We start from the raw sequence: 20437 nt of genomic DNA, 5'->3' as shown, positions 1-20437 counted from the left end.
TGGCTCTGACCGGCTTATGAAACACGCCTTAGGCGGTCACGGGTGGAGAACTGTCTTGATCATCTCCTGCCGTTGATCGAACCGGCGATAGAAGTCGGGGGCGTCGTCCAGGCTGCCGTGGTGGGTGATGATCGTGCCGGGTCGGGCCCGGCCGGAGGTCACCATGTCGCGCAGCAGCCGGGTGTAGCGGCGGTCGTGGGTGCGCCCGAACCGTACCGCGATGCCCTTGGCGAAGAGCGTGCCCCAGGGGGCGTTGAGGTGTCCGTCGGTGGTGCCGCCGGCTTGGGGTGTGAGGTCCTTCTGCGGGTAGACGCCGGCGACGGCGATCGCGCCGCCGGGATTGACCAGGCGGGCGGCGTCGGCGAGTACCTGGTCGGCGCGCTCGCGGTCGGGGTGGGCGCGGTCGTGGGCCTGGAAGCCGACCGCGTCGACGATCTTGTCCACACCCGGCAGCTTCTCCTCGCCCAGTGGCAGGCCGTGGCGGGCTCGGTCCTCGCGGATCTGCTCGACCGGATCCCCCTGGCGGAAGTCGATGGGCACCGCCCCCAGTTCTTCGGCCTTGTCCAGCCGGGCGTCGACGTGGTCGACGCTGTAGACGGCGCGGGCGCCGAGCAGGTTGGCGGAGTAAGCGGCGAGCAGTCCGATCGTGCCGGCGCCGAACACGGCGACGGTGTCTCCGGCACGGACGTCGGCGAGGGTGGCCGCAGCGTGCCAGCCGGTGACAAACGCGTCGGCGAGCAACACGAAGTCGTTCTCGTACGCGTCGCCCGGCTCTCCCGGCACGGGCAGGCAGTTCGTGTCGGCCCACGGCACGCGCAGCAGTTCTGCTTGCGCGCCCGGGTAGGGACCCATGCCCGCGTAGCCGTAGGCGGCGCCAGGGCCTTCGGTCCGTGCCCGCAGGCACAGCGCGGACAGGCCGCGGGCGCACATGGCGCAGATGCCGCAGAACAGGTGAGTGGGGACCACCACCCGGGTGCCCGGGCGGACCGTCTGCACCGCGGACCCCACCTGCTCGACTACACCCAGCGGCTCGTGGCCGAGAACAAGGCCGGGCTGTGCCCCCGTTCGCCCGTCGTACATGTGCAGATCGGTGCCGCACAGGGCCGTGGACGTGACCTGTACGACCGCGTCGGTCTCCTCCTGCACGGTCGGCTCGGGAACATCGCACACGTCGACACTTCGCACATCGCGATAGACGACAGCTCTCATCCCTCACGCCTCTTCATCGACGAACCGCCACCGTCAGGTTGCTGCAGTCCACACCTGCGACTCGAAATCCTGGCGCTGGCGCACGGCGCGCTTCGGACCGAACGGTGCGGTACGGGTGGTGCTCAATGGCGGGCGGGCGGGCTGGGCGCGCGGCGGCCGGGCAGGGCTGGTCAGGCCGCGATCCGCTCGCGGCTCGCTGATCAATGTCATCATGTGCGCGGTCCACGGGGCATTTGTCGATCTCGCCCCGGACCATTCGGTAGAAGTTGGACGTGTTCATGTTCACCGCCGGAGCGTGCCCTCGGTGACATTGGCCCTGTCGCACCGTACGGTCCGTTGTTGCCGACATTCGGGGATCCGGGAAACGTCGGGCTCACGCCAAGACTCTTCCGTCTGCATCGATGGACGCGCCAACGGGGGACACCCCCTCCTCTGGACCAACGTCCGACATCAGGGTGTCCATGTCTCAGAGTCCGTTGAAGAACCAGGTCAGCCGGTGCTGATGGCGGGTTGGAGTCGGCCGGTGCGGTGGTAGCGGGCCAGGCGCCGGGTCATGACGATGACCATGGCCCACTGGACCATCGCGGCGTGGTGCTCGGGATGGCGCTCGTAGTCGCGGACGGTGCGCCGGCAGCGGGTGATCCACGACAGGGTCCTCTCCACGACCCACCTGCGATGCAGGACCTGGAACCCGACCTGGTCGGCGAGCTTGCGCACGATCTGGACCGCTAGGCCGAGCGTGTCGGTGGCCCAGTCGACGAGCTGGCCTGCGTACCCAGCGTCGGCCCATACGTTGGCGACGCGGGTGAAGCAGGTGCGTAGTGCCCGCAGCAGTGCGCGGGCGGCGTCGCGGTCCTGGACTCCGGCGGTGGTGACCAGGATGATCAGTAGCAGGCCGGTGGTGTCGACGACGATGTGGCGCTTGCGGCCGTTGACTTTCTTGCCGTTATCCCGGTCCCGGGATAACGGCAATTATCTGGGGCGGTTGGTTATGCCGGGCCGACCGCGTCTGTCCTGACGGCGGGGTGGTCGGCCCGGGATAACTACAGGTTTTCCAGGAAGGCCAGGAGGCTGTCGGTGGGGCGATAGCGCTTCGTGTCCTGGGGGCGTGGTGCGGTGCGGGCTAGCGCTTTCTCTTTCAGGGCCATGTCGGCGTGGAGGTAGATGTCGGTGGCTTTCGTGTTGGCGTGCCCGAGCCAGAGGGCGATGGTGGAGGTGTCGACGCCGGCGTGCAGCAGTGTCATCGCGGCGGTGTGGCGCATGGTGTGCGGGGTGACGTTCTTGGAGGCGAGGGTCGGGCAGGCCGCGGCGGCGGTGGGCAGGTACTTGTCGAGCAGGTCGGCGACGGCGTCGCGGCTGAGGTGTCCACCGGTGCGGTTGGGGAACAGCGGGTCGTCTGGTGCGGCGTGTCGGTCGGTGATCCAACGTTGGAGTAGCCGGGCGGTGGTTCGGGTCAGCGGGGTGCAGCGTTGTTTGCGGCCTTTCCCGGTGCAGCGTAGATGCGCTCCGGGTCCGAGTTCGGCGTCGTCGCAGGTCAGCGAGGTCAGTTCGGACACGCGTAGCCCGGTCTGCGTGGCGACGAGCAGCAGTAGGTGGTCGCGGCGGCCCTGCGGGGTGGACTGGTCCGGGACGGCCAGCAGCGCGTCGGTCTCGGCGCGGGTCAGGAAGCACACGTCGGTGGAATCGGCGCGTTTCTGGGGAATCGCGAGGACGCGTTGGATGAGCAGGGCGTGTTCGGGACAGCGCAGTGCGGCGTAGTTGAACAGGGAGTGGATCGCGGCCAGCCGGGCGTTGCGGGTGGTGATGCTGTTGTTCCGGTTGGCTTCCAAATGGTCGAGGAAGCGGCCGACGAGGTCGGCGCCGATGTCGGCCAGGTCCAAGGCTGCGGGTGGTCTGCCGAGTTGCTGTTGGGCGTAGCGCAGCAGCAGTCGGAAGGTGTCGCGGTAGGCGGCGACGGTGTGTTCGCTGGCGCGACGCTGAGCCAGCCGCTCGGTGAAGAACCCTTGCATGATCGGGGCCAGGCTGGTCACGACGGATCCCTCCAGGATGCTTCCAGCCGTTTGACGGCCTCGGTCATCAACTGTGGGCAGGCGTGCAGATACCAGTAGGTCGTCGCGGGGCTGATGTGTCCGAGGTAGGTCGACAGGGCCGGCAGCAGATGCGCGACGTCGGTGTCGGCGGCGTACCAGCTGGTCAAGGTGGTCACCGCGAAGGTGTGGCGCAGGTCGTAAAGGCGTGGTTTCGCCGTGCCGGCGCCGGCGGTGATCGCCGCGGCCTTCAGGATGCGGGTGAAGGCCTTGCTGGTGCTGGTGGAGTTCAGGCGGGTGCCGGCGCTGGACAGGAAGAATGCCGTGGTCGCTGGCCGTGGACACAACTGGTCACGTCGCCGCTGGTAGGCCGTGAGATGTTCCACGGTCGTGGCGTGCAGCGGGACCAGGCGGGACTTGCCGAACTTGGTGCCCCGGATCACCAGGATGCCTCTGGCGAGGTCGGTGTCCTCACGGTCCAGGCCGATCGCTTCCCCGGTGCGGATGCCGGTGGTGGCCATCAGGCCGATGAGGGCCTCGAATGTGGCGGCGCGAAGCGGATGCGCAAGGTTGCGTGCCGCCTGCAGCAGCGCGGCGATCTCCGCGGGTGAATACAGGTAGGGCCGGATGCGGTTGTCGCCGGTGCGCGGCAGCAGATCGGTGGGCGGGATCTCGGTGCGTTCGTCGGATGCGGCCAGGAACCGGGCGAACTCGCGGATCACGGTCAGTCTGGCCGCCCACCAGGAAACGTCGGCGTCGGTCGGGGTCGTGGCCCAGGCAAGGGCCGCGGCGGCCGTGATGTGCTCGATCCCGCGGGCATCGCAGAATCCGATGAACTGGCCGAGCATCCGGCCCTCGATCTTCAGCTTGTAGCCCAGGCCCCGACGGATGGCCAGGTAACGGTCGGCCGCCTCACGCAGCCCGGTCATCGTCGCCCTCCGCAGGCCAGGGCCGCACGACCGCGGCCAGGGCGGCCAGGTCGACTTTCGCGTAGATCGCCGTGGTCGCAAGATCGTTGTGCCGCAGCAACTCGGCGACCTCGGCCAGGGATCCGCCGTCGGCCAGCACCCGGCAGGCGGCCCGGTGCCGCAACTGGTGCGCCCCGACGACGGGGATGCCGGCCCGCTGCGAGACACGGCGCGGCACCATCACGATCGACTGCCGCGTCATCGGGGCGTCCGGGCCGGTCGTGCGCAGGAACACCTCCCGCAACCGTGAGGGACGGCGGCCGTGCCGCAGGTAGTCGGCCAGCGCAGCGCCCACGTCGTGGGGCAGCGGCATCCAATCGACGCGGCCGCCTTTGCCCCGGACCACCAGCTCACCGCCGCGCCAGTCCACGTCATCCAAGCGCAGCCGCGCGAGTTCCACCGCCCGCAGCCCCAGCCGCGCCATCAGTAACAGCACCGCCAGGTCCCGCCGCCCGACCGCGGTGGCCCGATCACAGCAGGCCAGCAGCGCGGCCACCGCCTCGTCGTCCGCACCGACCGGCAACGCGCTCAACCGCCACCCAGCCACCGACGGCACCACCGACGGCAGATCACGATTGACGTCCCCGGCGACGAACAGGAACCGCAGCAACGACCGCAGACCCGAGGTGGCCGTCTTCATGGACCCTGTCGAATACCGCCATGACATGTGCAGCACGAACCCGGTCACCGCATCTGGATCAAGCCGGTCCAGCCCCAGGCTCCCATCGACGACCTGGGCCAACAGGAACTTGCGAGCCCACAACAGGCGCAAGCCAACCGTCTGCTCGCCCAGGCGGCGCTCGCGCCGAAGCCAGAGTCGATACCGTTCCAGCACCTCATCGACCGGACCCACCATCCGCGGTTCCTCGGCCGGCAGCGCACCATGTCCGCGCAGATAGTCCAGCATCAACCGCAGCGACTCCACTGTCCGCCACCGCCGATACCCGCCATCCCGACGCGCCACGGCGAACGCCGCGATCCCCTCGGCGCCGAACTCGGCCGGATCCAGACTCTCCCGCTGCAGCCAACGGCTCAAATGCGCCAGCACATAAGCATGGTCCTGAGCCGTCCGCGCCCTGAACCCTCGACGGATCAGCTCTTCCCGGAACGGATGCACCCACTCGGCCAGCGGCCCACTCGGCCGCACCGGATACCGGCCCTGCGTCACCATGACACACGCCTCCTTCGAGAAGCTCCAATGAAGGAGGCAGCGGAGACCCGGCGTTCGTTATGCCGCCAGATCAACCAGCCATGCCGTCGAGGACCAGCCCCGATCCGGGTCGGCCCGGCATAACCAACCGACCCAGATAATTGCCGGCGTCGTAGCCGCGGCTGGTCTTGGCGACGGTCTCGGCCGCGCGCACGGACTGGGAGTCCATGATCGCTGCGGATGGGGTGGCGTTGCGGCCTTCGGCGGTGCGGATCTGTTCACGCAGGCCGGCGTGCAGGCGGGTGAGGGTGCCGTCGCGGACCCAGGTGCGGAAGTAGTGGTAGACGGTCGGCCAGGGCGGGAAGTCGACCGGCAGCGCGCGCCACACGCAGCTGTTGTGGTCGAGGTAGCGGATCGCGTCGACGATGTCACGGCGCGGGTAGGTCACCGGGCGACCACCCCGTTCGCCGCTGCCGCCGGCGGGCAGGTACGCGGCGATCAGCTCCCATTCGACGTCGCTGGTGTCGGACGGGTAGCGGCGGGGCCGGGCGGTGGGCAGGTGCTCGGACGCGGCAGGCGGGGGTGCGGCAGCGGCCTGGCCGCAGACCAGGTAGAAAGACACGGTGGGGCCTTCGGGGCGGTGGGGCTTCGACAACCACTGCCGTACCCGAAGGCCCCACCTCGTGTCCGCACGACACACCGAAACCTATTCGGATTTTCACCACCTCAGCTGCGCCCACCCACGCTGACCTGGTTGTTCAACGGGCACTCAGGAGAAGCCCACGGACACCACATTAGGGTGCTGACCTGGGAAGCGGCGGACGGTCGAACTGTTTGCCGGGTTCGGTTGACCCGGGCGCGGCACTGCGACCCCCGTACGGCACAGCGGGCTCCACCGCTGCTTGTGGCTTTTGTCATCTGCGTGCTCGACCTGCCGGCATTGCGGTCCGGGTTTCGGCTGCCGTCTTGATGAGCTGTGCCGCTTCGTCGGGGTGAGAAACCATCGCGAGGTGGCTGGCAGGGACTTCGCTGGTGGTCGCGCCCATGCGGCTGGCGAACATGCGCTGCGCGTCCGGTGGGATCGCTTGGTCCTGCGTGGCGATGAGGTACCAGGACGGTAGCGATTTCCAGGCCGGAACGCCCATCGCTTCCGAGAAGGTTGAACTGGCAATTGGCTGCTGCACGGCGTGCAGCACCTTGGCCTGGACCGGGTCGACGTCGGCCGCGAAGTGCTGGACGAAGTCGTCCTGCGGCTGCCACATGAAGCCCTGCTTGTCGGTGAACAAGTGCTCCAGCGCCGGCGGTGTGGGGCCCTGCGACAGCAGAGCGCCGAGCGACTCCCCCTGGTCCAGCCCGAAGGCCGCGATGTACACCAGTCCGACCGCGTTCGGTGCGTCGGTGCCGAGGGCGGTCATGATCTGACCACCGTAGGAGTGCCCGGCCACGATCGTTGGGCCGTCCTGCAAGGTCAGGACTTGGCGTAGCCGGGCGACATCGTCGGCCGTCGAGGTCAGGGGGAACTGCGGGGCCGTCACCTGATAGCCCTCGGCCTGCAGGCGTTCGATAACGCCGCTCCAGCAGGAGCCGTCGGCCCATGCGCCATGGACCAGGACAATGCGTGGTCTGCCGTTCATGCTGGCTTCCTTCCCTACTGCGTGGCGTGGTCGTTTCTGCCCGTGGCTGGCCCGCTGGGCCACGGCGGATACCCGCATGTTGACTGTGGCCGCCGCCCCGATCAGGTGCAGTCAGCCGCGAATACCGCCTCGGCGCAGGCGTAAACGCGCGCGGTCCGGCCAGTCGAGAACGGACGGGAAGGAGCGAGGAAGCAGCCAGACGAGCAGCGACGGCCGAGACCAGACCGCACAAGGCGGCACGGGGGTCATGCTCAGCAATGTGCAAAGCGACATCTGATGACATCGCGCGATGTCCCGCAACCGTACTCGTATGAAGGAGTCAGGGTTCTTGGTTGCGCTGGCCTCAACTCACCCTGGCAGAAAGGGCACCTGGCGGGCGCAACCTCACTTCCCGCACGCAGCACGACTCGTCTGGCCGAGTCACTCTGTCCGTCGGCATCGGGTCAAACGACGTCGACCGCTCCCAGGAGTTCATCTACTACACAGCACGAGCGGACAGCGGCGGCTGACCTTCTAGCGACGTGCGATGCTTCGCGGGTCCACGAGTCCCGGGCTACCCCGCCCATTATCGGGCGTGGTCTTGTCGTCCGTCACCGTGGCCGGCCCTGAACAGCAGAGGCTCGGACAGTGTGGTTGACCAGGCGAAGAGCCTTTTCTTCCCTAATATGAGGGGCGGGCAGCACCGGAGGGGGCGGTGGCATGGACCAGGACGCGCGCGAGCAGGGACTGCTCAACGCCCTGACCACCGAGCATTTCGTGCTCCAGACCTCGCGCAGCGCCACGATCACCGAGTCCGTCGGGCGGGCGACCGTGTTCCTGTCCCTGCTGTCCGCCGCGCTGATCGGGCTGGGCTTCGTCTCCAGCAGCGGACACCTGGTCAAGCCGTACCTCGGCGCGGTGCTGCCGACCCTGATAATCACCGGGCTGCTGACCTTCGCCCGGCTGGTGGAGAGCATGGTGGAGAACTCGCTGGATCTCAAGCGCATCCAGCGCATCCGCGCCTACTATCACCGCCAGTTCGCCGGTGATCAGGACTTCTTCGCCGATGCGGTGGCCGGCGGGGGAGACACGCGGACGATCGCGGCGGCGGTTGGCAGCAGCGCCTCTCGCTGGCAACTGCTACTGACCACGGCGGCCATGGTGGGCGCTATCAACGGACTGCTGATCGGCCTGGGGGCGACCCTGCTGACCGGACTGGCCAGCGGATCCGCCACGTTGGCGATCGCGCTCGGTGTGGTGGTCGCGCTGGTCGCCTTCGCCGCACAACTCGCGTACATCAAGCGAGCCTCGATCTGGCTGAGCGGCTGATCGTTGCTGGGGCCAGCGTGACGCTCAGCAAGACACCTCGGCCGGATTGCCGACGCTGGTCATTGATGGTCCACCTGGACGGCCTGGACCTGGCCCTCGGCGACGACGAGCAGAGAATCGTGTGAACACGGCGTGAGCAACCCATTCCTGAAGAACTACCGCGCGGAGGTCCTGCTCAGGGAGAGGCCGGATGGCGGAACGACGATCATCTGGCGCGGATCGTACGACGCCGCCTTCGGTCTGCACTTCCTCCTTCGGCCATCCCTGAGACGAACGATGCGGCGCATGGCTCAGGGCGTCGCGCGGGCGTACGGTGACCGCCTGGCAGACCCCTGGACCTGACCACCCTGACCTGAGCCGGGCGGTGCCCCCGGCCGGTCAGACGTTCACGTGGAAGTGCACCGCGAAGTAGCCGGTGTTCGCCGTGGAGTTGGACGCCTCCACGCCGACCCACCCGTGGAACGTCCCAGTGTCGCCGATCACCTGGAGCTGCGGCTTGCGGTGCGAACCACCGGTGTAGCAGGTGCTCGACGTCAAGCAGGTGCACCAGTGCTCGTAGAAGTTCCGCCGGCCCGATCCCGCGAGGTAGTAGCGGATCGGGGCGGAGGTCGCGCCGTTCGGGCAGGACGAACAGGTGGCGGTCGGGGGGCTGAGCCAGCTCAGGCAGTTCCCGTTGCATCGGGCGAACGAGCGGAGGTCCATCCCGCTGGGGCCGGCGGCACCGGTGCTTCCGCTGTAGCCGGCGTACCGGCCGGTGTACTGGGCCAGCGGGATGTTGCTGACCGGCGTGTACGCGTCGTTCGAGGCGGAACTGCCGAAGCCCCAGCCGACGGTGACCCCGTAGTTGGAGCTGACGAAGTCGAGCCGGGCCAGGTCGCTGGCGGGCTGGCTGACCGCCCAGGTTTCCTGGACGTCCCCGCTCCAGGTGATGGTGATGCTGTCACCGGAGTTGGTGTACGTGCCGCTCAGGGACTTCACGACGCCACCAGGCTGGAACCCGGCGGCCGTCCGCACCTCGCAGTCGTGGCCGGTGCAGCCGGTCGTCCGGACGCCCGTGCCGGCGGCCCCGACGACGGTGGCCCGGTTCCAGTACCAGAAGCTCTCGGTCACCGTGCCGTTGCCGAAGAAGTAGTAGGTCGCCAGCCGGACCCAGACCGGACCGGTGGCGGGCGCGCCGGCGGCAGGGATGGCCCCGAGCGCGACGCTGTAGATGCGCCGCCCGCCGGGGTAGTCCACCGCCTGCGCGGGCGCCGGCAGGACGACCGCTCCCATGGTCAGCGCCAGCAGCGCGGCGGCGACATGCCGCCACGTGATCCTCCGTCGACGACCCATACGTCACGCCCCCTCATGACCGACCGGCCAACATATCGTACCTGATCGATGCCGACCGGATGGGTTCCGCGGCGCGGGACGCCCAGGGAAGCCGCGCCGGGTCAGGGGCCGAACGGGTCGGGCCGACGCTCCAGGAGTTCGTGCAGGGTCTGCTGGATGTCTCCCGGACCTGGTCGGCGAGGTTGAACACGACCAGTGGGTCGTCGGCCGAGTCAGTCAGGTGCGGTGGGGATCGGCGGGCAGAATTCGATCAGCCAAAGGCATCCGGTGCTGCAACGAGATCGCGTTGTAGATGTCGGTGAGCCGGTTTACCCGGGGCAGGCCGGACGCTGTGCGCATCAGCGCCTTGAGGCTGTTGCGGATGCGCTGCGGCTTGGCACCGAACGCCCGATACGCGTCGCGCCACGCCGCCACGTGCGGAAGCTGCCCCGCCGGCAGTTCCCCGTGCGCCGATTCCAGCCGACTCGGCGAGGCCGACGGTCGCCGCTGCCAGCGGCACTGGGGCGGCCCGGCCATCTGGGTCAACGCTGGACGCGAGCGCCGGCCCCTCGGATGAGCGCCTCCACCTCCCTGCGGCTGGCCATCGAGGTGTCGCCCGGGGTGGTCATGGCCAGTGCGCCGTGGGCCGCGCCGTACTCCATCGCAGTGGCCAGGTCACCGAGCTCCAGCAGGCCGTAGATCAGACCGGATGCGAAGCTGTCGCCGCCGCCGACCCGGTCCATGATCTCCAGACCGGGACGGTGGGTCGCCTCGACGAAGCCGGTGCCGGCGGACCAGGCGATGGCTCCCCAGTCGTTGATGGTGGCGGTGTGCACGGTTCGCAGCGTGGTGGCGACGACGCGGAAGGTGTCGTACTCCTTGGTGACGTCTTCGATCATCCGCTGAAAGTTGGCCACCTTCAGCACGGACAGGCTCCCGTCGGTGTCGGGCACCGCAAAGCCCAGGCTGGCGGTGAAGTCCTCCTCGTTGCCGATCATCACGTCGACGTGCCGGGCGAGCCGCCGGTTGACGTCCTGGGCGCGGGTCTGCCCGCCGATCGCCTGCCAGAGGCTGGGCCGGTAGTTCAGGTCGTACGAGATGATCGTGCCGTGCCGGCGTGCCGCGGTCATCGCCGCCTCGATGGTGTCCGGAGTGGTCTCCGACAACGCGGCGTAGATGCCGCCGGTGTGCAGCCACCGCACCCCGAGATCGCCGAACAGGTGATCCCAGTCGACGTCGTCCGGGTGCAGTTGACCGGAGGCGGTGTGGCCGCGGTCGGACGTGCCGACGGCCCCCCGTAGGCCGAAGCCGCGTTCGGTGAAGTTGAGCCCGTTACGCACGGCACGCCCGACCCCGTCGTAGGGCATCCACCTGATGAACGAGGTGTCCAGTCCGCCCTGCAGGATTAGGTCCTCGATCAGTCGACCCACCTCGTTGTCGGCGAGCGCGGTGACGATGGCGGTGCGCAGCCCGAAGCAGCGGCGCAGTCCGCGGGCGACGTTGTACTCGCCGCCGCCTTCCCAAGTGCGGAAGGTGCGGGCGGTGCGGACCCGCGCCTCGCCAGGGTCGAGCCGGAGCATGACCTCACCGAGGGAGACCAGGTCGTAGCGGCACTGCTCGGCGGGGCGTAGGTCGAACGGCGGCATGGCTCCTCGTCAGCATTCCCGGGCGGCGGACACGGCCGCGGCGGTCAGGTTGGTGATCTCGTCCCACCTGCCGGTGGAGATCAGGTCGGGGGCGACTATCCAGGTGCCGCCGACCGCGAGGACGGCGGGCTGGGTGAGGTAGTCGCGCAGGTTTGCGGGGTTCACGCCGCCGGTCGGGATGAAGCGCACCGAACGGAAGGGCGCCGCCAGGGCTTTGATCATCGAGACTCCGCCGAGCTGTTCCGCCGGGAAGAACTTCACCGTGTCGAGTCCCGCGTCGAGTGCCATCTGTATCTCGGTCGCCGACGCGACGCCCGGGAAGACGGGGATGCCCAGCGCCTGGCAGTGGTGGACGACGGCAGGACTGAATCCGGGGCTGACGACGAACCGCGCCCCGGCTTCGATGGCCCGGTCGACCTGCTCCCTGGTTAGCACGGTGCCGGCTCCGACGAGAAGGTCGGGGTTGCCGGACAGGGCGCGGATGGCGTCGGCGGCCGCGTCGGTGCGGAACGTGACCTCCGCACTCCGGATTCCTCCGGCGATGAGCGCGGCTCCCAGCGGGTCGGCGGCCCGGGCGCCGTGGAGGACGACGACCGGGAGGATCCGGCCTGCGGCGATGGCCTCCACGGCTCCGAACTCCCCGCATTGCTGTCCACAATCGTGAACATTGGTCATGTATGTGGACCCTTCGTCCGGGTGGGCGCAGTCAGGGGCAGTTGATCGGCGGGTAGGGCACCTGCCGCACCTGGTAGGACGGCCGGCCGCTCGCGGCGACGACCGAACCGTCCACGGTCGCCTTCCCGGCGGGAAGCGATCCCGACCTGGTGGTGAAGGTCTGGGAGACCTGCCTACCGGGCGGCACATCGCGGAACTCCTTGATGCCCCATGGAGTGGTGATGCGGACACCGGCTGGCACCAACTCCCGGTTCGTCACGTCGATCGCGACGGCGCCACCGGACGGAAGGCATACCGTCCGTGCCTGGGTCGACAGGTCCACCTCGTCGCCGCCGGGGGGCATGAGCCGCAGGGCGTGGAACAGGTTCGGATCCTTCGACTCGGCGACACCCTTGCCCCAGGTGCTCCAGCCGCGACGGCCGGACCCGTCGTTGTCGTTGATCGCGATCGTGGCGGCCATGATGCGATTGGCCGGGTCAACCCCGAGCGCCGCCCACGTCGCTGCCAGCTCGTAGGTGGTCGTCTTCGTCTTCTCGTCCCGCTTTACCATGGTCGTGATGCCGTCCGTGCCGCCGCTCACCGGTAGCCATCGGGTAAGGTCGACCGGTCCCGCGTCGGTCAGGGCCGTGCCGACCTCGCCTACCGGGCGGCCGCCTTCGCCCGGCCAGCCGGGGGAGGACCCGAGCTGGAGACTGTCGCCCTGCCAGATGGCCGCATCCCTCGCGGGCTGCGCCTGGACGTCGTCGATGATCTGCGCGGTGAGGTAGAGCCGGCTGCCGTCGTGAGTGATCCACAGGCTTCCGCTGAGGTCCTGCGGACCCTTCCATCCGGTGATCAGCTGCTCGTCCTTCCCCAGCGGCTGGGCCGGGAGCTTCTCCAGGACTCGGTCCGCCACACCGTCGACCTTCACCCTCTGGTACGGGACGTCCACCGCCAAGGAGTTCGCCGCCACGACGACGCCGCTCGCGGTGTCGGTCGCAGGTCCGGAGACGGTCGCCGACCACGCACCGAAGGTGGTGAGCGGAACATCCTGTACGGCCGTGGCTCCGCCCGCCACCTGCGCATCGGTCAGCACCGTTCCCTTCGAAGCGCCGACGGTCCAGGTGACGCCGTCGAGGCGTACGGCATGCGTGTTGCGGTTGAGAACCTTGAGCCGCAGCACGTCCGCGCCGGCAGCGCTGAGCGCGTGCTCGCCCGTCAGTTGCAATGCGGGAACGACCTGGGCGGCAGCGGTAAGGACGCCGATCGCGTGGCCTGCCTCCCGCACGACCGCGGTCCAGGTGCGCTGCCCGACCTCGGCGGGCGCGAGCGCCGCCGCGATGTCCTGCGCCGCCCCGGCGGGCACGGTCGCCTGCGTGGTCAGCCCGTCGGAGACGAGCGAGAGGGTGCGTGGCGACCTCCCGGTGTTGGCGATGTGCCAGGTGGCGTCCGGCGCGCTCCCACCGACGGCACCCGTCACGGCCAGCGAGAACGGCGAGGCGGTCGCAACCTGGCCCAACGCGCCTTGCAGATAGATCGGCTCCGCCCCCACCGAGACGTGCACACGTCCGTCGGCGTCGGGCTCAAGGACAGTCGTGCCGCCGTAGAGGTTGGTGACCGTTACCGGGCCGGTCGCCTGGACGCTCCACGTCTGCGGCGTCAGTGCCCACAGCGCCTGCATGCGCGTGTCCGCGGCTTCGCCCGTACGCGGGCCGAACTCGACCCCGTAGCGGCCGGTGCCGAGCGACAGAACTTCGCGTACGGGGCGCTCGGCCGTCTGACGCGTGAGTACGCCCGCAGCGGTGAATGCGGGCTTCGGGGCATAGGCACCTCGAGCGTCGGCCTCATTGCGGATCATCCCGAAGTTGTGCTCGGCATCGGCCGGGTTCGTGCCGTCGTCCTTGAAGTCGTAGACGGTGTAGCGCCCGATGCCGTCGCCGAGGCTCAGCAGTTGTGCGCGCGCGAGGTTGCGTGCCTGTACGCCAGGCGCTACGCCGGGTGGGTTCTGCGTCGTGTACCAGCCCTGCTCGGTGAACCAGATCGGCATGTCGGGGTGCCCCGCTGCGGCGAACTTCTGCCGCAGGATCGCCACGTGGGTTCTGAACGCCTCCGGCTCGGCGGTGAAGTTGTACGGGTGAGTCGAGAACGCGTCGATGTGGTCGAGGCCGCCGGCGGAGATGAAGCCGTCGAGCCAGCCCTGCCATTCGTTCATCGGGGCGAGGGCAGGCCCGGCTAGCGTCGCGTCCGGATGTGTCGCCTTCACTTTCGTGGCCGTCGCGGCGAGCAGCGCGACATAGTTCTGCGGCGTCGCCCCTGCAGGGCCGTTCACGTCGCGGATGTTCCACTCGTTCCACACCTCGTAGGCCGCGCGCGTGGTGCCGAAGTGATCGACGGATGCCTGGGCGTACCCGGCGAAACCGGCTCGTCCCTCATCGGTGGCGGGCGCTTCTCCCTGGTGGTAGAGCGCGTTGCCGTAGTCGAGCACCTGCAGGAAGTCCACGTCGTTCGCGCGCAGCGCCGCCGTGGCGTTCTCCACCCGTGTGGGGAAGGTGTACGTGCCTTTGACCCGTTCGACTTCCGACCAGTACGCCTCGTCGCGGGCGAAGCCGAGACCGGCCTTCCCGAGCAAGGGTGCCGAGGCCGTCGGCCACCGCTGACCGTAGTGGGTGGCGGCACCGATGCGCCGCTCACGGAGCGTAGTCGCGGGCAGCACTGAGACGTCCGTGCCGCCGTTGGCGGTGGTGCCGTCGGGCTGGACGGCGGCAATGTCAACCGTGTACCAGCCGGTCCCGAGCGTACCGAGGGAAATGGTGTTTCCGAGCTGCGCCGGGGTGCCGGAGCCTGCGGCGACGATGGCCCCGTACGCGTCCCGCGCCGACCAGTTGAGCGACGTGGCGGCGGTGTCGACGCCGAAAGAGACTGGGTCGCCGGTCGTGAAGGCGTTGCCGAGCGTGGTCGGCCTGATGGCGAGCGGGGGCGGCGGTCCCTGGGCGATGACATCGTCGACGTCGAGTGTCACGGCCGGTCCGGGAGAGATACGGAAAGCGTCGATCAGCAGCGAGATCTGCGTCAGCGGCCCGTGCCACACGCCGTCATTGGCGCCGCCCCAGTGAATGTACTGAGTTCCGCCCGCGAAGGTGGTGACTGACAGCTGCTGCCATTGCGTGCCGGGGGAGAGCGCGAGGGTCTGCTGGTGCGCCTGCCCGGTGCTGTCGACGAGGCGCAGGACCAGGCCGGTCAGCTGGGCGCTGCGTACCGAGAGGTCGAGTCTTCGCAGGTCAAGTGAGGGGACGGCGCGCGCCATCTCGACCGTTCCGCTCGGCGCATTCGCCTGGAGACGGGCGGCCGCGGTGCCGCCCGCAGGCGTGTCGGTGGTGGTCGTGAGCGTCGCTGTGGCGCCGCCCGTCGTCACCGGGAACCACGGATCGGTGCCGTGTTCGAAGTCGCCGATCATGACGGGCCCGGTGTTGGCGGCGGCGGGCTGTGGGGCGGACAGCAGCGCCATGGCGGCGGCGAGGGAAGCCAGCAGCGCGAGCGCTCGGCGGGCGAGCGCTCTTTCGGAATGCGGAGAGATCGTCCTGGGCATGAGCACTCCTCGATGAGGCGTCGGATGATCGCGATCGGGGGGACGGGGAGGCTTTGCGGTGCGAAACCGGTTTCGCAGTTCGGCAATTTTCGCCGGGTGGTCAAACTCTGTCAATGCCCTCGCGCCGGTATGCTTTCGGCATGCCGTCGAACCGCAGCGTCCGGTTGAGCGACATCGCCGCGATTGCCGGGGTGTCGCTCTCCACCGCGTCCAAGGCCCTGAACGGGGGCGATCGGATCTCGGCGGAGACCCGGGCGCGCGTGCGTGAGGTCGCGGAGCGGCTCGACTTCCAGCCGAACGCGCTTGCGCGTTCCTTCGCCCTCGGGCGCAGCCGGACCATCGGGATCCTGACCTACCGCGCGGCCAGTACCTTCGCGGGTCCGGTCCTCATCGGCGCGGTGCTGCAGCTTGGCGAGCTGCAGCAGGCGTCTCTCGTGTTCGACGAGGATCTGCTCGTACCCCGCCAGGTGACCGACAGCATCCGGGCGCTCCAGGCGCGTCGCATCGACGGTCTGCTCGTCGTCGGGGACGGTCACGAACGCTTGTCGCCCTCGGTGACGCACCATTTCGGCGCACCCGTGACGTACGCGTTCGCGGCGTCGGACCATCACGAGGATGTCGTCTACCTGCCCGACAATGAGGGCGCGGGGCGCCTCGCGACGCGGCACCTGGTGGAGGGCGGGCGCACGCGTATCGCCCACATCACGGGCAGTCGGGACAGCATCGCCGTGCGCCTGCGTGAGCGCGGGATGCGGACGGAACTGGAGGCTGCCGGGCTGACGCAGGCCGGCGAGACCCGGCACGGGTCCTGGTCTCACGACTGGGGTGCCAGGGCGATGTCTGAACTGCTCGATTCCGGTGCCGAGATCGACGCCATCTTCTGCGGCAACGACCATATCGGCTTGGGTGTGCTCGAGGTCTGTGCCGCGCGTGGCCTCCGGGTGCCCGCGGACATCGCCGTCGTCGGCGTCGACAACTGGGAAGGCATCGTCCTGGACCAGGGCATCCGCCGGCTTACCACCGTCGATCTGGAGCTACAGCGGCTCGGCCGGCTCGCCGCCGCCGATGTCCTTTCTCCCGAGCGGGCGCCCGGCGAGCACCTCGTGGCGCCGACCCTCGTGCTCGGTCCTTCCTCCTGACGCGCAGCCCGACAGAGCAGCGTTTCTGACCGCACGGCAGTCCTGATGGGACTGCCGTGTCTCGGCGTGCGCCGGAGCGCTCCATGGACATCCGCGTATTGACATCCCCTGGTGCGTGTGCTTCTCTGCTGCGAAAGCAGTTTCGCAACTTTGGCTCCGACAGTGAGGATTATCGGCGTGCCTGAGCTCATCCGACCCGCCCGAGTGTTGGTCACAGGTGCCGACGGGACCGTTGGCCGGCCGACGGTCGAGGCGCTCGTCGACCGCGGCATCGCCGTCACCGCGCTGTCTCGCACCTGGTCCGCGCCGACACCGGCGGACCGGGTCTTCACCGGCGACGCCGCCGATGAAGCCTTGGTGCGAGACGCGCTGGCGGACGTGGACGCGGTCGTCCATCTGGCGGCGACGGCGCACCCCGACCTCGACACACCGCGGGCCGTGTTCGTCGGGAACACCTCCGCGACCTTCACGGTCCTCGCGGGCGCGGGGGAGGCGGGCATCCGCCGGGCGGTCATCGCGAGTTCGATCAACGCCTTCGGGGTACCGATGAACCGGCACGACGTGATGCCCGCGTACTACCCGCTGGACGAGGCGTCGCCCGTGGCGCACGACGACGCGTACTCGCTGTCGAAATGGGTCGACGAGCAGGTCGCCGCGTTCGCTTGCAGTCGTTGGGACATGACCGTCGTCGCGCTGCGCCTCCCGCTCGTCCGCGAACTCGCCGCGTTGCGGGACACGGTGCGGCGCATGATCGCGATTCCCGGCGAACGGGCGCGCCTCGCCCGCGAGGGGTGGGCGTACCTGGAGATGTCGGATGCCGTCGACGCGATCCTGCGCGGCCTCACCCAGCCGATCTCCGGGATGCACACACTTCTGGTCGCCGCTGCGGACACCATCCTGAACGAGTCCACGGAGGACCTTCTCGATCGCTACGCCGCCCAGGTCGAGCGCAGGCAACGCTTCGACGGGCGCCGAGCGCCGATCGACACCTCCGCCGCGCGTCGCGTACTCGGCTGGGCTCCCGTCGTCTCACTCGTGGAGGGCGAGGCATCTGTCATGGAGGCATCTGCATGAGTACGCAGGACGCGACGTCTCCCTTCGCCCAGCCCTGGGAAGCCCCAGACGACGTGCGCATCACCCGGGTCCGGGCGATCGCGACCGCACCAGAGGGCATTCCGCTGCTGGTCGTGAAGGTCGAGACGAGCGACGACGGCCTCTACGGGTTGGGCTGCGCGACCTTCACCCAGCGCTGGCGGGCGGTCGCAACCTACGTGGAGGAACACCTCGCCCGGCTCGTCATCGGCCGGTACCCGGGCGACATCGAAGACCTCGTACGCCTCGCCCGATTCTCGTCCTACTGGCGTGAAGGTCCGGTCGGCAACAACGCGATCTCCGGGCTCGACCAGGCGTTGTGGGACATCGCGGGAAAGCGGGCCGGACGGCCGGTGCACGAGCTTCTCGGCGGCAAGGTACGCGCGGCGGCCGACACCTACCTGCACGCCGCCGGCGCGACCGTGGCGGAGACCCTCGACCAGGCGGAACGCCTCCTGGAGGAAGGGTTACGGCACATCCGGCTTCAGACGGGCCAGCCGGGTGCCGGGCACTACGGCGCCCCGGCAGTGCCCCACACCGCAACCGCCGACTACCAGTATCCGGGCGGTTGGAACGTCGAGGAGTACCTTCGGCGTACCCCTGAACTCTTCGCGGCGGCCCGCGCCCGACTCGGCCCCGACATCGGCCTGCTGCACGACGTCCACTCGCGACTCTCGCCGAAGCAGGCCGTCGTGCTCGCCCGCGCGCTGGAGCCGTACCGCCTGTTCTTCCTGGAAGACGTCATCGCGCCCGAGCACTGGGACCGCCTGCCCGAGGTGCGGGCGGCCTCGCCCGTGCCCCTCGCGGTGGGCGAGCTGACCACGTCGCTCACGGACGCGGCGCGCCTCGTGCTCGGCGGGGGCGTTGACTTCATCCGCTCCCACGTCTCCGGCATTGGTGGCCTCACCGCCGCGCGCAAGGTTGCCGCGGCCGCGGAGCTCGTGGGGGTGCGCACGGCGTGGCACGCCCCGGGCGACACGTCGCCCATCGGTGCGGCTGCGAACGTCGCGTTGGACGTGAGCAGCCCGGCCTTCGGCATCCAGGAAGGCCACGTGTACGGCGACGCCGTGCACGAGGTCTTCCCCGGGACGCTGCGCATCGAGCGCGGCTGGCTGCGCCCCAACGAGGCGCCGGGCTGGGGGATCGACCTCGACGAGTCAGCCGCCGCCCGATTCCCCGCCGGGTTTTCCGGCCACGACGCGTGGGCCGCGCGGGTCCGCGGCCGGGACGGAGGACTCATCGCTCCCTGACCGGCAGTACCGCCCACACCGAGTGATCCACCACCAACAATGTGAGGAGACTCATGAAGAGCACAAGGACACAGCTTCTCGCGCCGGCAGTCCTGGCCGTCGCGGCGCTCACCCTCGTCACCGGGTGCAGCGAGTCGAACAGCGGCTCATCCGGGCCGGTGTCGATCACCGTCGCGGGCATGCCCAACAATCAGCAGCCGGAGCTGCTCAACAACTTCAATCGAAACATCTCCGACTTCACCAAGGCGAACCCCGAGGTCAAGGTCGTCGGCGACGAGGCCGTCTTCGATGTGCGGACGTTCCAGGCGCTGCTGGCCGGCGGCAAACTCCCGACCGTCTTCTACGTCCCCTTCACCGAGATGCAGGGCCTCATCGCCCGCAAGCAGATCGCTGACATCACCAGCGCAATCGGCGCCGACTCCATGGTCAGCCGGATCAACCCGTCCGTCATGAAGGTGGTCAAGGACTCGAGCGACCACGTCTACGGGGTGCCGATTCAGGCGTACAGCATGGGTCTGCTCTACAACCGTGACCTGTTCAAGAAGGCGGGTCTTGACCCCGACAAGCCCCCGACGACGTGGGACGAGGTACGCGCGGACGCGAAGGTGATCCAGTCGGCCACCGGCGTGCAGGGCTTCGGGAGCATGACGAAGGACAATACCGGCGGCTGGGTGCTCACCACGATGAGCTACGCCAACGGCGGCACCATCGAGTCGGCGGACGGCAAGAACGCAACCGTCGACAACGACGCCACCCGCAAGGTGCTGGAGTTCTACCGTTCCCTGCGGTGGGAGGACAACACGTTCGGCTCGAACTTCCTGATCGGCTACAACGACGCCATGAAGGCGTTCGCCGGCGGCAAAATCGGCATGTTCGTGCAGGGCGCGGACGCGTACACGACGCTCGTGTCGAACATGGGCATGAAGCCCGACGACTTCGGCCTCGCGCCGTTGCCGCAGGCAGCCCAGGGGCTGGGTGCGCTCGGTGGCGGTACGGTCGCGATCATCAACCCGCGCGCCTCGGCAGCCGAGGTCAAGGCCGCGATCAAGTGGCTGGAGTTCGTCAACCTGCGCAAGTACGGCAGCGAGCCGGAGGCCGTCGCGGATGCGAAGGCCAAGGTCGCCGACAAGCAGCCGTTGGGCGCCCCCGCGCTGCCCCTGTTCGACCAGGCGACGACCGACCGGTATCTCGGCTGGGTGAAGGACTACATCAACGTGCCGCGGCAGAACTACGCCGGGTACTTCGCCACGGCGCAGACGCTGGCACTGGTGCCGGAGCCTCCGACGAAGGCGCAGGAAACGTACGGGGCGCTTGACGCGGTGGTCCAAGCGGTCCTGACCCGCAGGGACGCCGACATCGACGCGCTGCTGAAGGACGCCCAGCGCAAGGTCCAGGCGATTATCGCCGCCAGTTGATCGTCAAACAACCGTCTCTGTCGCGCCGCGGTTCCCGCGGCGCGACAG

Annotated in this window: 17 protein-coding genes; 5 read left to right on the top strand and 12 right to left on the bottom strand. The window is 69.1% G+C overall.

Translation table 11 applies throughout. The features are described 5' to 3' along the window. Positions 1 to 36 precede the first annotated feature (36 nt). From A6A27_RS37235 to A6A27_RS37205, 7 genes are all read right to left on the bottom strand, one after another. Complete coding sequence (locus A6A27_RS37235; RefSeq protein WP_073839358.1) at positions 37 to 1209, bottom strand: glutathione-independent formaldehyde dehydrogenase; 1173 nt, start codon at positions 1207 to 1209, stop codon at positions 37 to 39. A 489-nt stretch (positions 1210 to 1698) separates the two neighbouring features. Beyond that, positions 1699 to 2181 (bottom strand): transposase, encoded by a 483-nt coding sequence (locus tag A6A27_RS37230; RefSeq protein WP_073839357.1) that lies wholly within the window; start codon positions 2179 to 2181, stop codon positions 1699 to 1701. 71 nt (positions 2182 to 2252) lie between these two features. Continuing rightward, the gene (locus tag A6A27_RS37225; RefSeq protein ID WP_073839356.1) at positions 2253 to 3239 is read right to left on the bottom strand and encodes a tyrosine-type recombinase/integrase; all 987 of its coding nucleotides are present in this window, start codon (positions 3237 to 3239) and stop codon (positions 2253 to 2255) included. Next, positions 3236 to 4165, bottom strand: coding sequence for a tyrosine-type recombinase/integrase (locus A6A27_RS37220; RefSeq protein WP_073839355.1), 930 nt, complete (start codon positions 4163 to 4165; stop codon positions 3236 to 3238). The genes A6A27_RS37225 and A6A27_RS37220 overlap by 4 nt, the downstream gene beginning before the upstream one ends. Beyond that, the gene (locus tag A6A27_RS37215) at positions 4149 to 5252 is read right to left on the bottom strand and encodes a tyrosine-type recombinase/integrase (protein WP_158074129.1); all 1104 of its coding nucleotides are present in this window, start codon (positions 5250 to 5252) and stop codon (positions 4149 to 4151) included. The genes A6A27_RS37220 and A6A27_RS37215 overlap by 17 nt, the downstream gene beginning before the upstream one ends. Positions 5253 to 5445: 193 nt before the next feature. After that, positions 5446 to 5976 (bottom strand): transposase, encoded by a 531-nt coding sequence (locus A6A27_RS37210; protein WP_073839353.1) that lies wholly within the window; start codon positions 5974 to 5976, stop codon positions 5446 to 5448. Positions 5977 to 6268: 292 nt separating this feature from the next. Further along, a complete protein-coding gene (locus tag A6A27_RS37205; protein WP_073839352.1) occupies positions 6269 to 6988 on the bottom strand; it encodes an alpha/beta fold hydrolase in 720 nt (239 codons plus the stop codon). A 699-nt stretch (positions 6989 to 7687) separates the two neighbouring features. Between A6A27_RS37205 and A6A27_RS37200 the strand changes: the two genes are divergently transcribed. Next, complete coding sequence (locus A6A27_RS37200; RefSeq protein WP_073839351.1) at positions 7688 to 8296, top strand: hypothetical protein; 609 nt, start codon at positions 7688 to 7690, stop codon at positions 8294 to 8296. Between the two features lie 378 nt (positions 8297 to 8674). Here A6A27_RS37200 and A6A27_RS37190 read toward each other — a convergent pair whose 3' ends face one another. The 5 genes from A6A27_RS37190 to A6A27_RS37175 all read right to left on the bottom strand — a co-directional run bounded on the left by A6A27_RS37190 (position 8675) and on the right by A6A27_RS37175 (position 15493). Further along, positions 8675 to 9628 (bottom strand): hypothetical protein, encoded by a 954-nt coding sequence (locus A6A27_RS37190; RefSeq protein WP_073839349.1) that lies wholly within the window; start codon positions 9626 to 9628, stop codon positions 8675 to 8677. 216 nt (positions 9629 to 9844) lie between these two features. Further along, positions 9845 to 10153: a hypothetical protein gene (locus A6A27_RS45415; RefSeq protein ID WP_198940623.1), complete on the bottom strand. Its 309-nt coding sequence runs from the start codon at positions 10151 to 10153 to the stop codon at positions 9845 to 9847. Beyond that, entirely contained in the window at positions 10150 to 11253 is a 1104-nt protein-coding gene (locus A6A27_RS37185; protein WP_073839348.1) for a sugar kinase, read from the bottom strand. Before A6A27_RS37185 ends, A6A27_RS45415 begins: the two co-directional genes overlap by 4 nt. Before the next feature lie 9 nt (positions 11254 to 11262). Next, entirely contained in the window at positions 11263 to 11880 is a 618-nt protein-coding gene (gene eda / locus A6A27_RS37180; RefSeq protein WP_241825635.1) for a bifunctional 4-hydroxy-2-oxoglutarate aldolase/2-dehydro-3-deoxy-phosphogluconate aldolase, read from the bottom strand. A gap of 79 nt (positions 11881 to 11959) precedes the next feature. Then, entirely contained in the window at positions 11960 to 15493 is a 3534-nt protein-coding gene (locus A6A27_RS37175) for a glycosyl hydrolase (RefSeq protein WP_143194379.1), read from the bottom strand. Between the two features lie 140 nt (positions 15494 to 15633). On the opposite strand from A6A27_RS37175, the gene A6A27_RS37170 reads away from it, so the two are divergent. The 4 genes from A6A27_RS37170 to A6A27_RS37155 all read left to right on the top strand — a co-directional run bounded on the left by A6A27_RS37170 (position 15634) and on the right by A6A27_RS37155 (position 20389). After that, positions 15634 to 16632, top strand: a complete 999-nt coding sequence (locus A6A27_RS37170; RefSeq protein WP_073839360.1) for a LacI family DNA-binding transcriptional regulator — start codon at positions 15634 to 15636, stop codon at positions 16630 to 16632. A gap of 177 nt (positions 16633 to 16809) precedes the next feature. Beyond that, complete coding sequence (locus A6A27_RS37165; protein WP_143194378.1) at positions 16810 to 17706, top strand: NAD-dependent epimerase/dehydratase family protein; 897 nt, start codon at positions 16810 to 16812, stop codon at positions 17704 to 17706. Continuing rightward, positions 17703 to 18974, top strand: a complete 1272-nt coding sequence (locus A6A27_RS37160; RefSeq protein WP_073839344.1) for an enolase C-terminal domain-like protein — start codon at positions 17703 to 17705, stop codon at positions 18972 to 18974. Before A6A27_RS37165 ends, A6A27_RS37160 begins: the two co-directional genes overlap by 4 nt. Positions 18975 to 19027: 53 nt before the next feature. Next, the gene (locus A6A27_RS37155; RefSeq protein ID WP_073839343.1) at positions 19028 to 20389 is read left to right on the top strand and encodes an ABC transporter substrate-binding protein; all 1362 of its coding nucleotides are present in this window, start codon (positions 19028 to 19030) and stop codon (positions 20387 to 20389) included. Positions 20390 to 20437 lie beyond the last annotated feature (48 nt).

The organism is Micromonospora sp. CB01531 (assembly GCF_001905095.1).
GTDB lineage: Bacteria > Actinomycetota > Actinomycetes > Mycobacteriales > Micromonosporaceae > Micromonospora.
This window is presented reverse-complemented; position numbering and strand designations above follow the sequence as displayed.

What these genes read in the sequence shown, in the direction of transcription:
- A6A27_RS37160 (WP_073839344.1), top strand. Translation starts at nt 17,703, where the DNA reads ATGAGTACGCAGGACGCGACGTCTCCCTTCGCCCAGCCCTGGGAAGCC.
- A6A27_RS37170 (WP_073839360.1), top strand. Translation starts at nt 15,634, where the DNA reads ATGCCGTCGAACCGCAGCGTCCGGTTGAGCGACATCGCCGCGATTGCC.
- A6A27_RS37190 (WP_073839349.1), bottom strand. Translation starts at nt 9,628, where the DNA reads ATGGGTCGTCGACGGAGGATCACGTGGCGGCATGTCGCCGCCGCGCTG.
- A6A27_RS37175 (WP_143194379.1), bottom strand. Translation starts at nt 15,493, where the DNA reads ATGCCCAGGACGATCTCTCCGCATTCCGAAAGAGCGCTCGCCCGCCGA.
- A6A27_RS37200 (WP_073839351.1), top strand. Translation starts at nt 7,688, where the DNA reads ATGGACCAGGACGCGCGCGAGCAGGGACTGCTCAACGCCCTGACCACC.
- A6A27_RS37205 (WP_073839352.1), bottom strand. Translation starts at nt 6,988, where the DNA reads ATGAACGGCAGACCACGCATTGTCCTGGTCCATGGCGCATGGGCCGAC.
- A6A27_RS37235 (WP_073839358.1), bottom strand. Translation starts at nt 1,209, where the DNA reads ATGAGAGCTGTCGTCTATCGCGATGTGCGAAGTGTCGACGTGTGCGAT.
- A6A27_RS37155 (WP_073839343.1), top strand. Translation starts at nt 19,028, where the DNA reads ATGAAGAGCACAAGGACACAGCTTCTCGCGCCGGCAGTCCTGGCCGTC.
- A6A27_RS37220 (WP_073839355.1), bottom strand. Translation starts at nt 4,165, where the DNA reads ATGACCGGGCTGCGTGAGGCGGCCGACCGTTACCTGGCCATCCGTCGG.
- A6A27_RS37185 (WP_073839348.1), bottom strand. Translation starts at nt 11,253, where the DNA reads ATGCCGCCGTTCGACCTACGCCCCGCCGAGCAGTGCCGCTACGACCTG.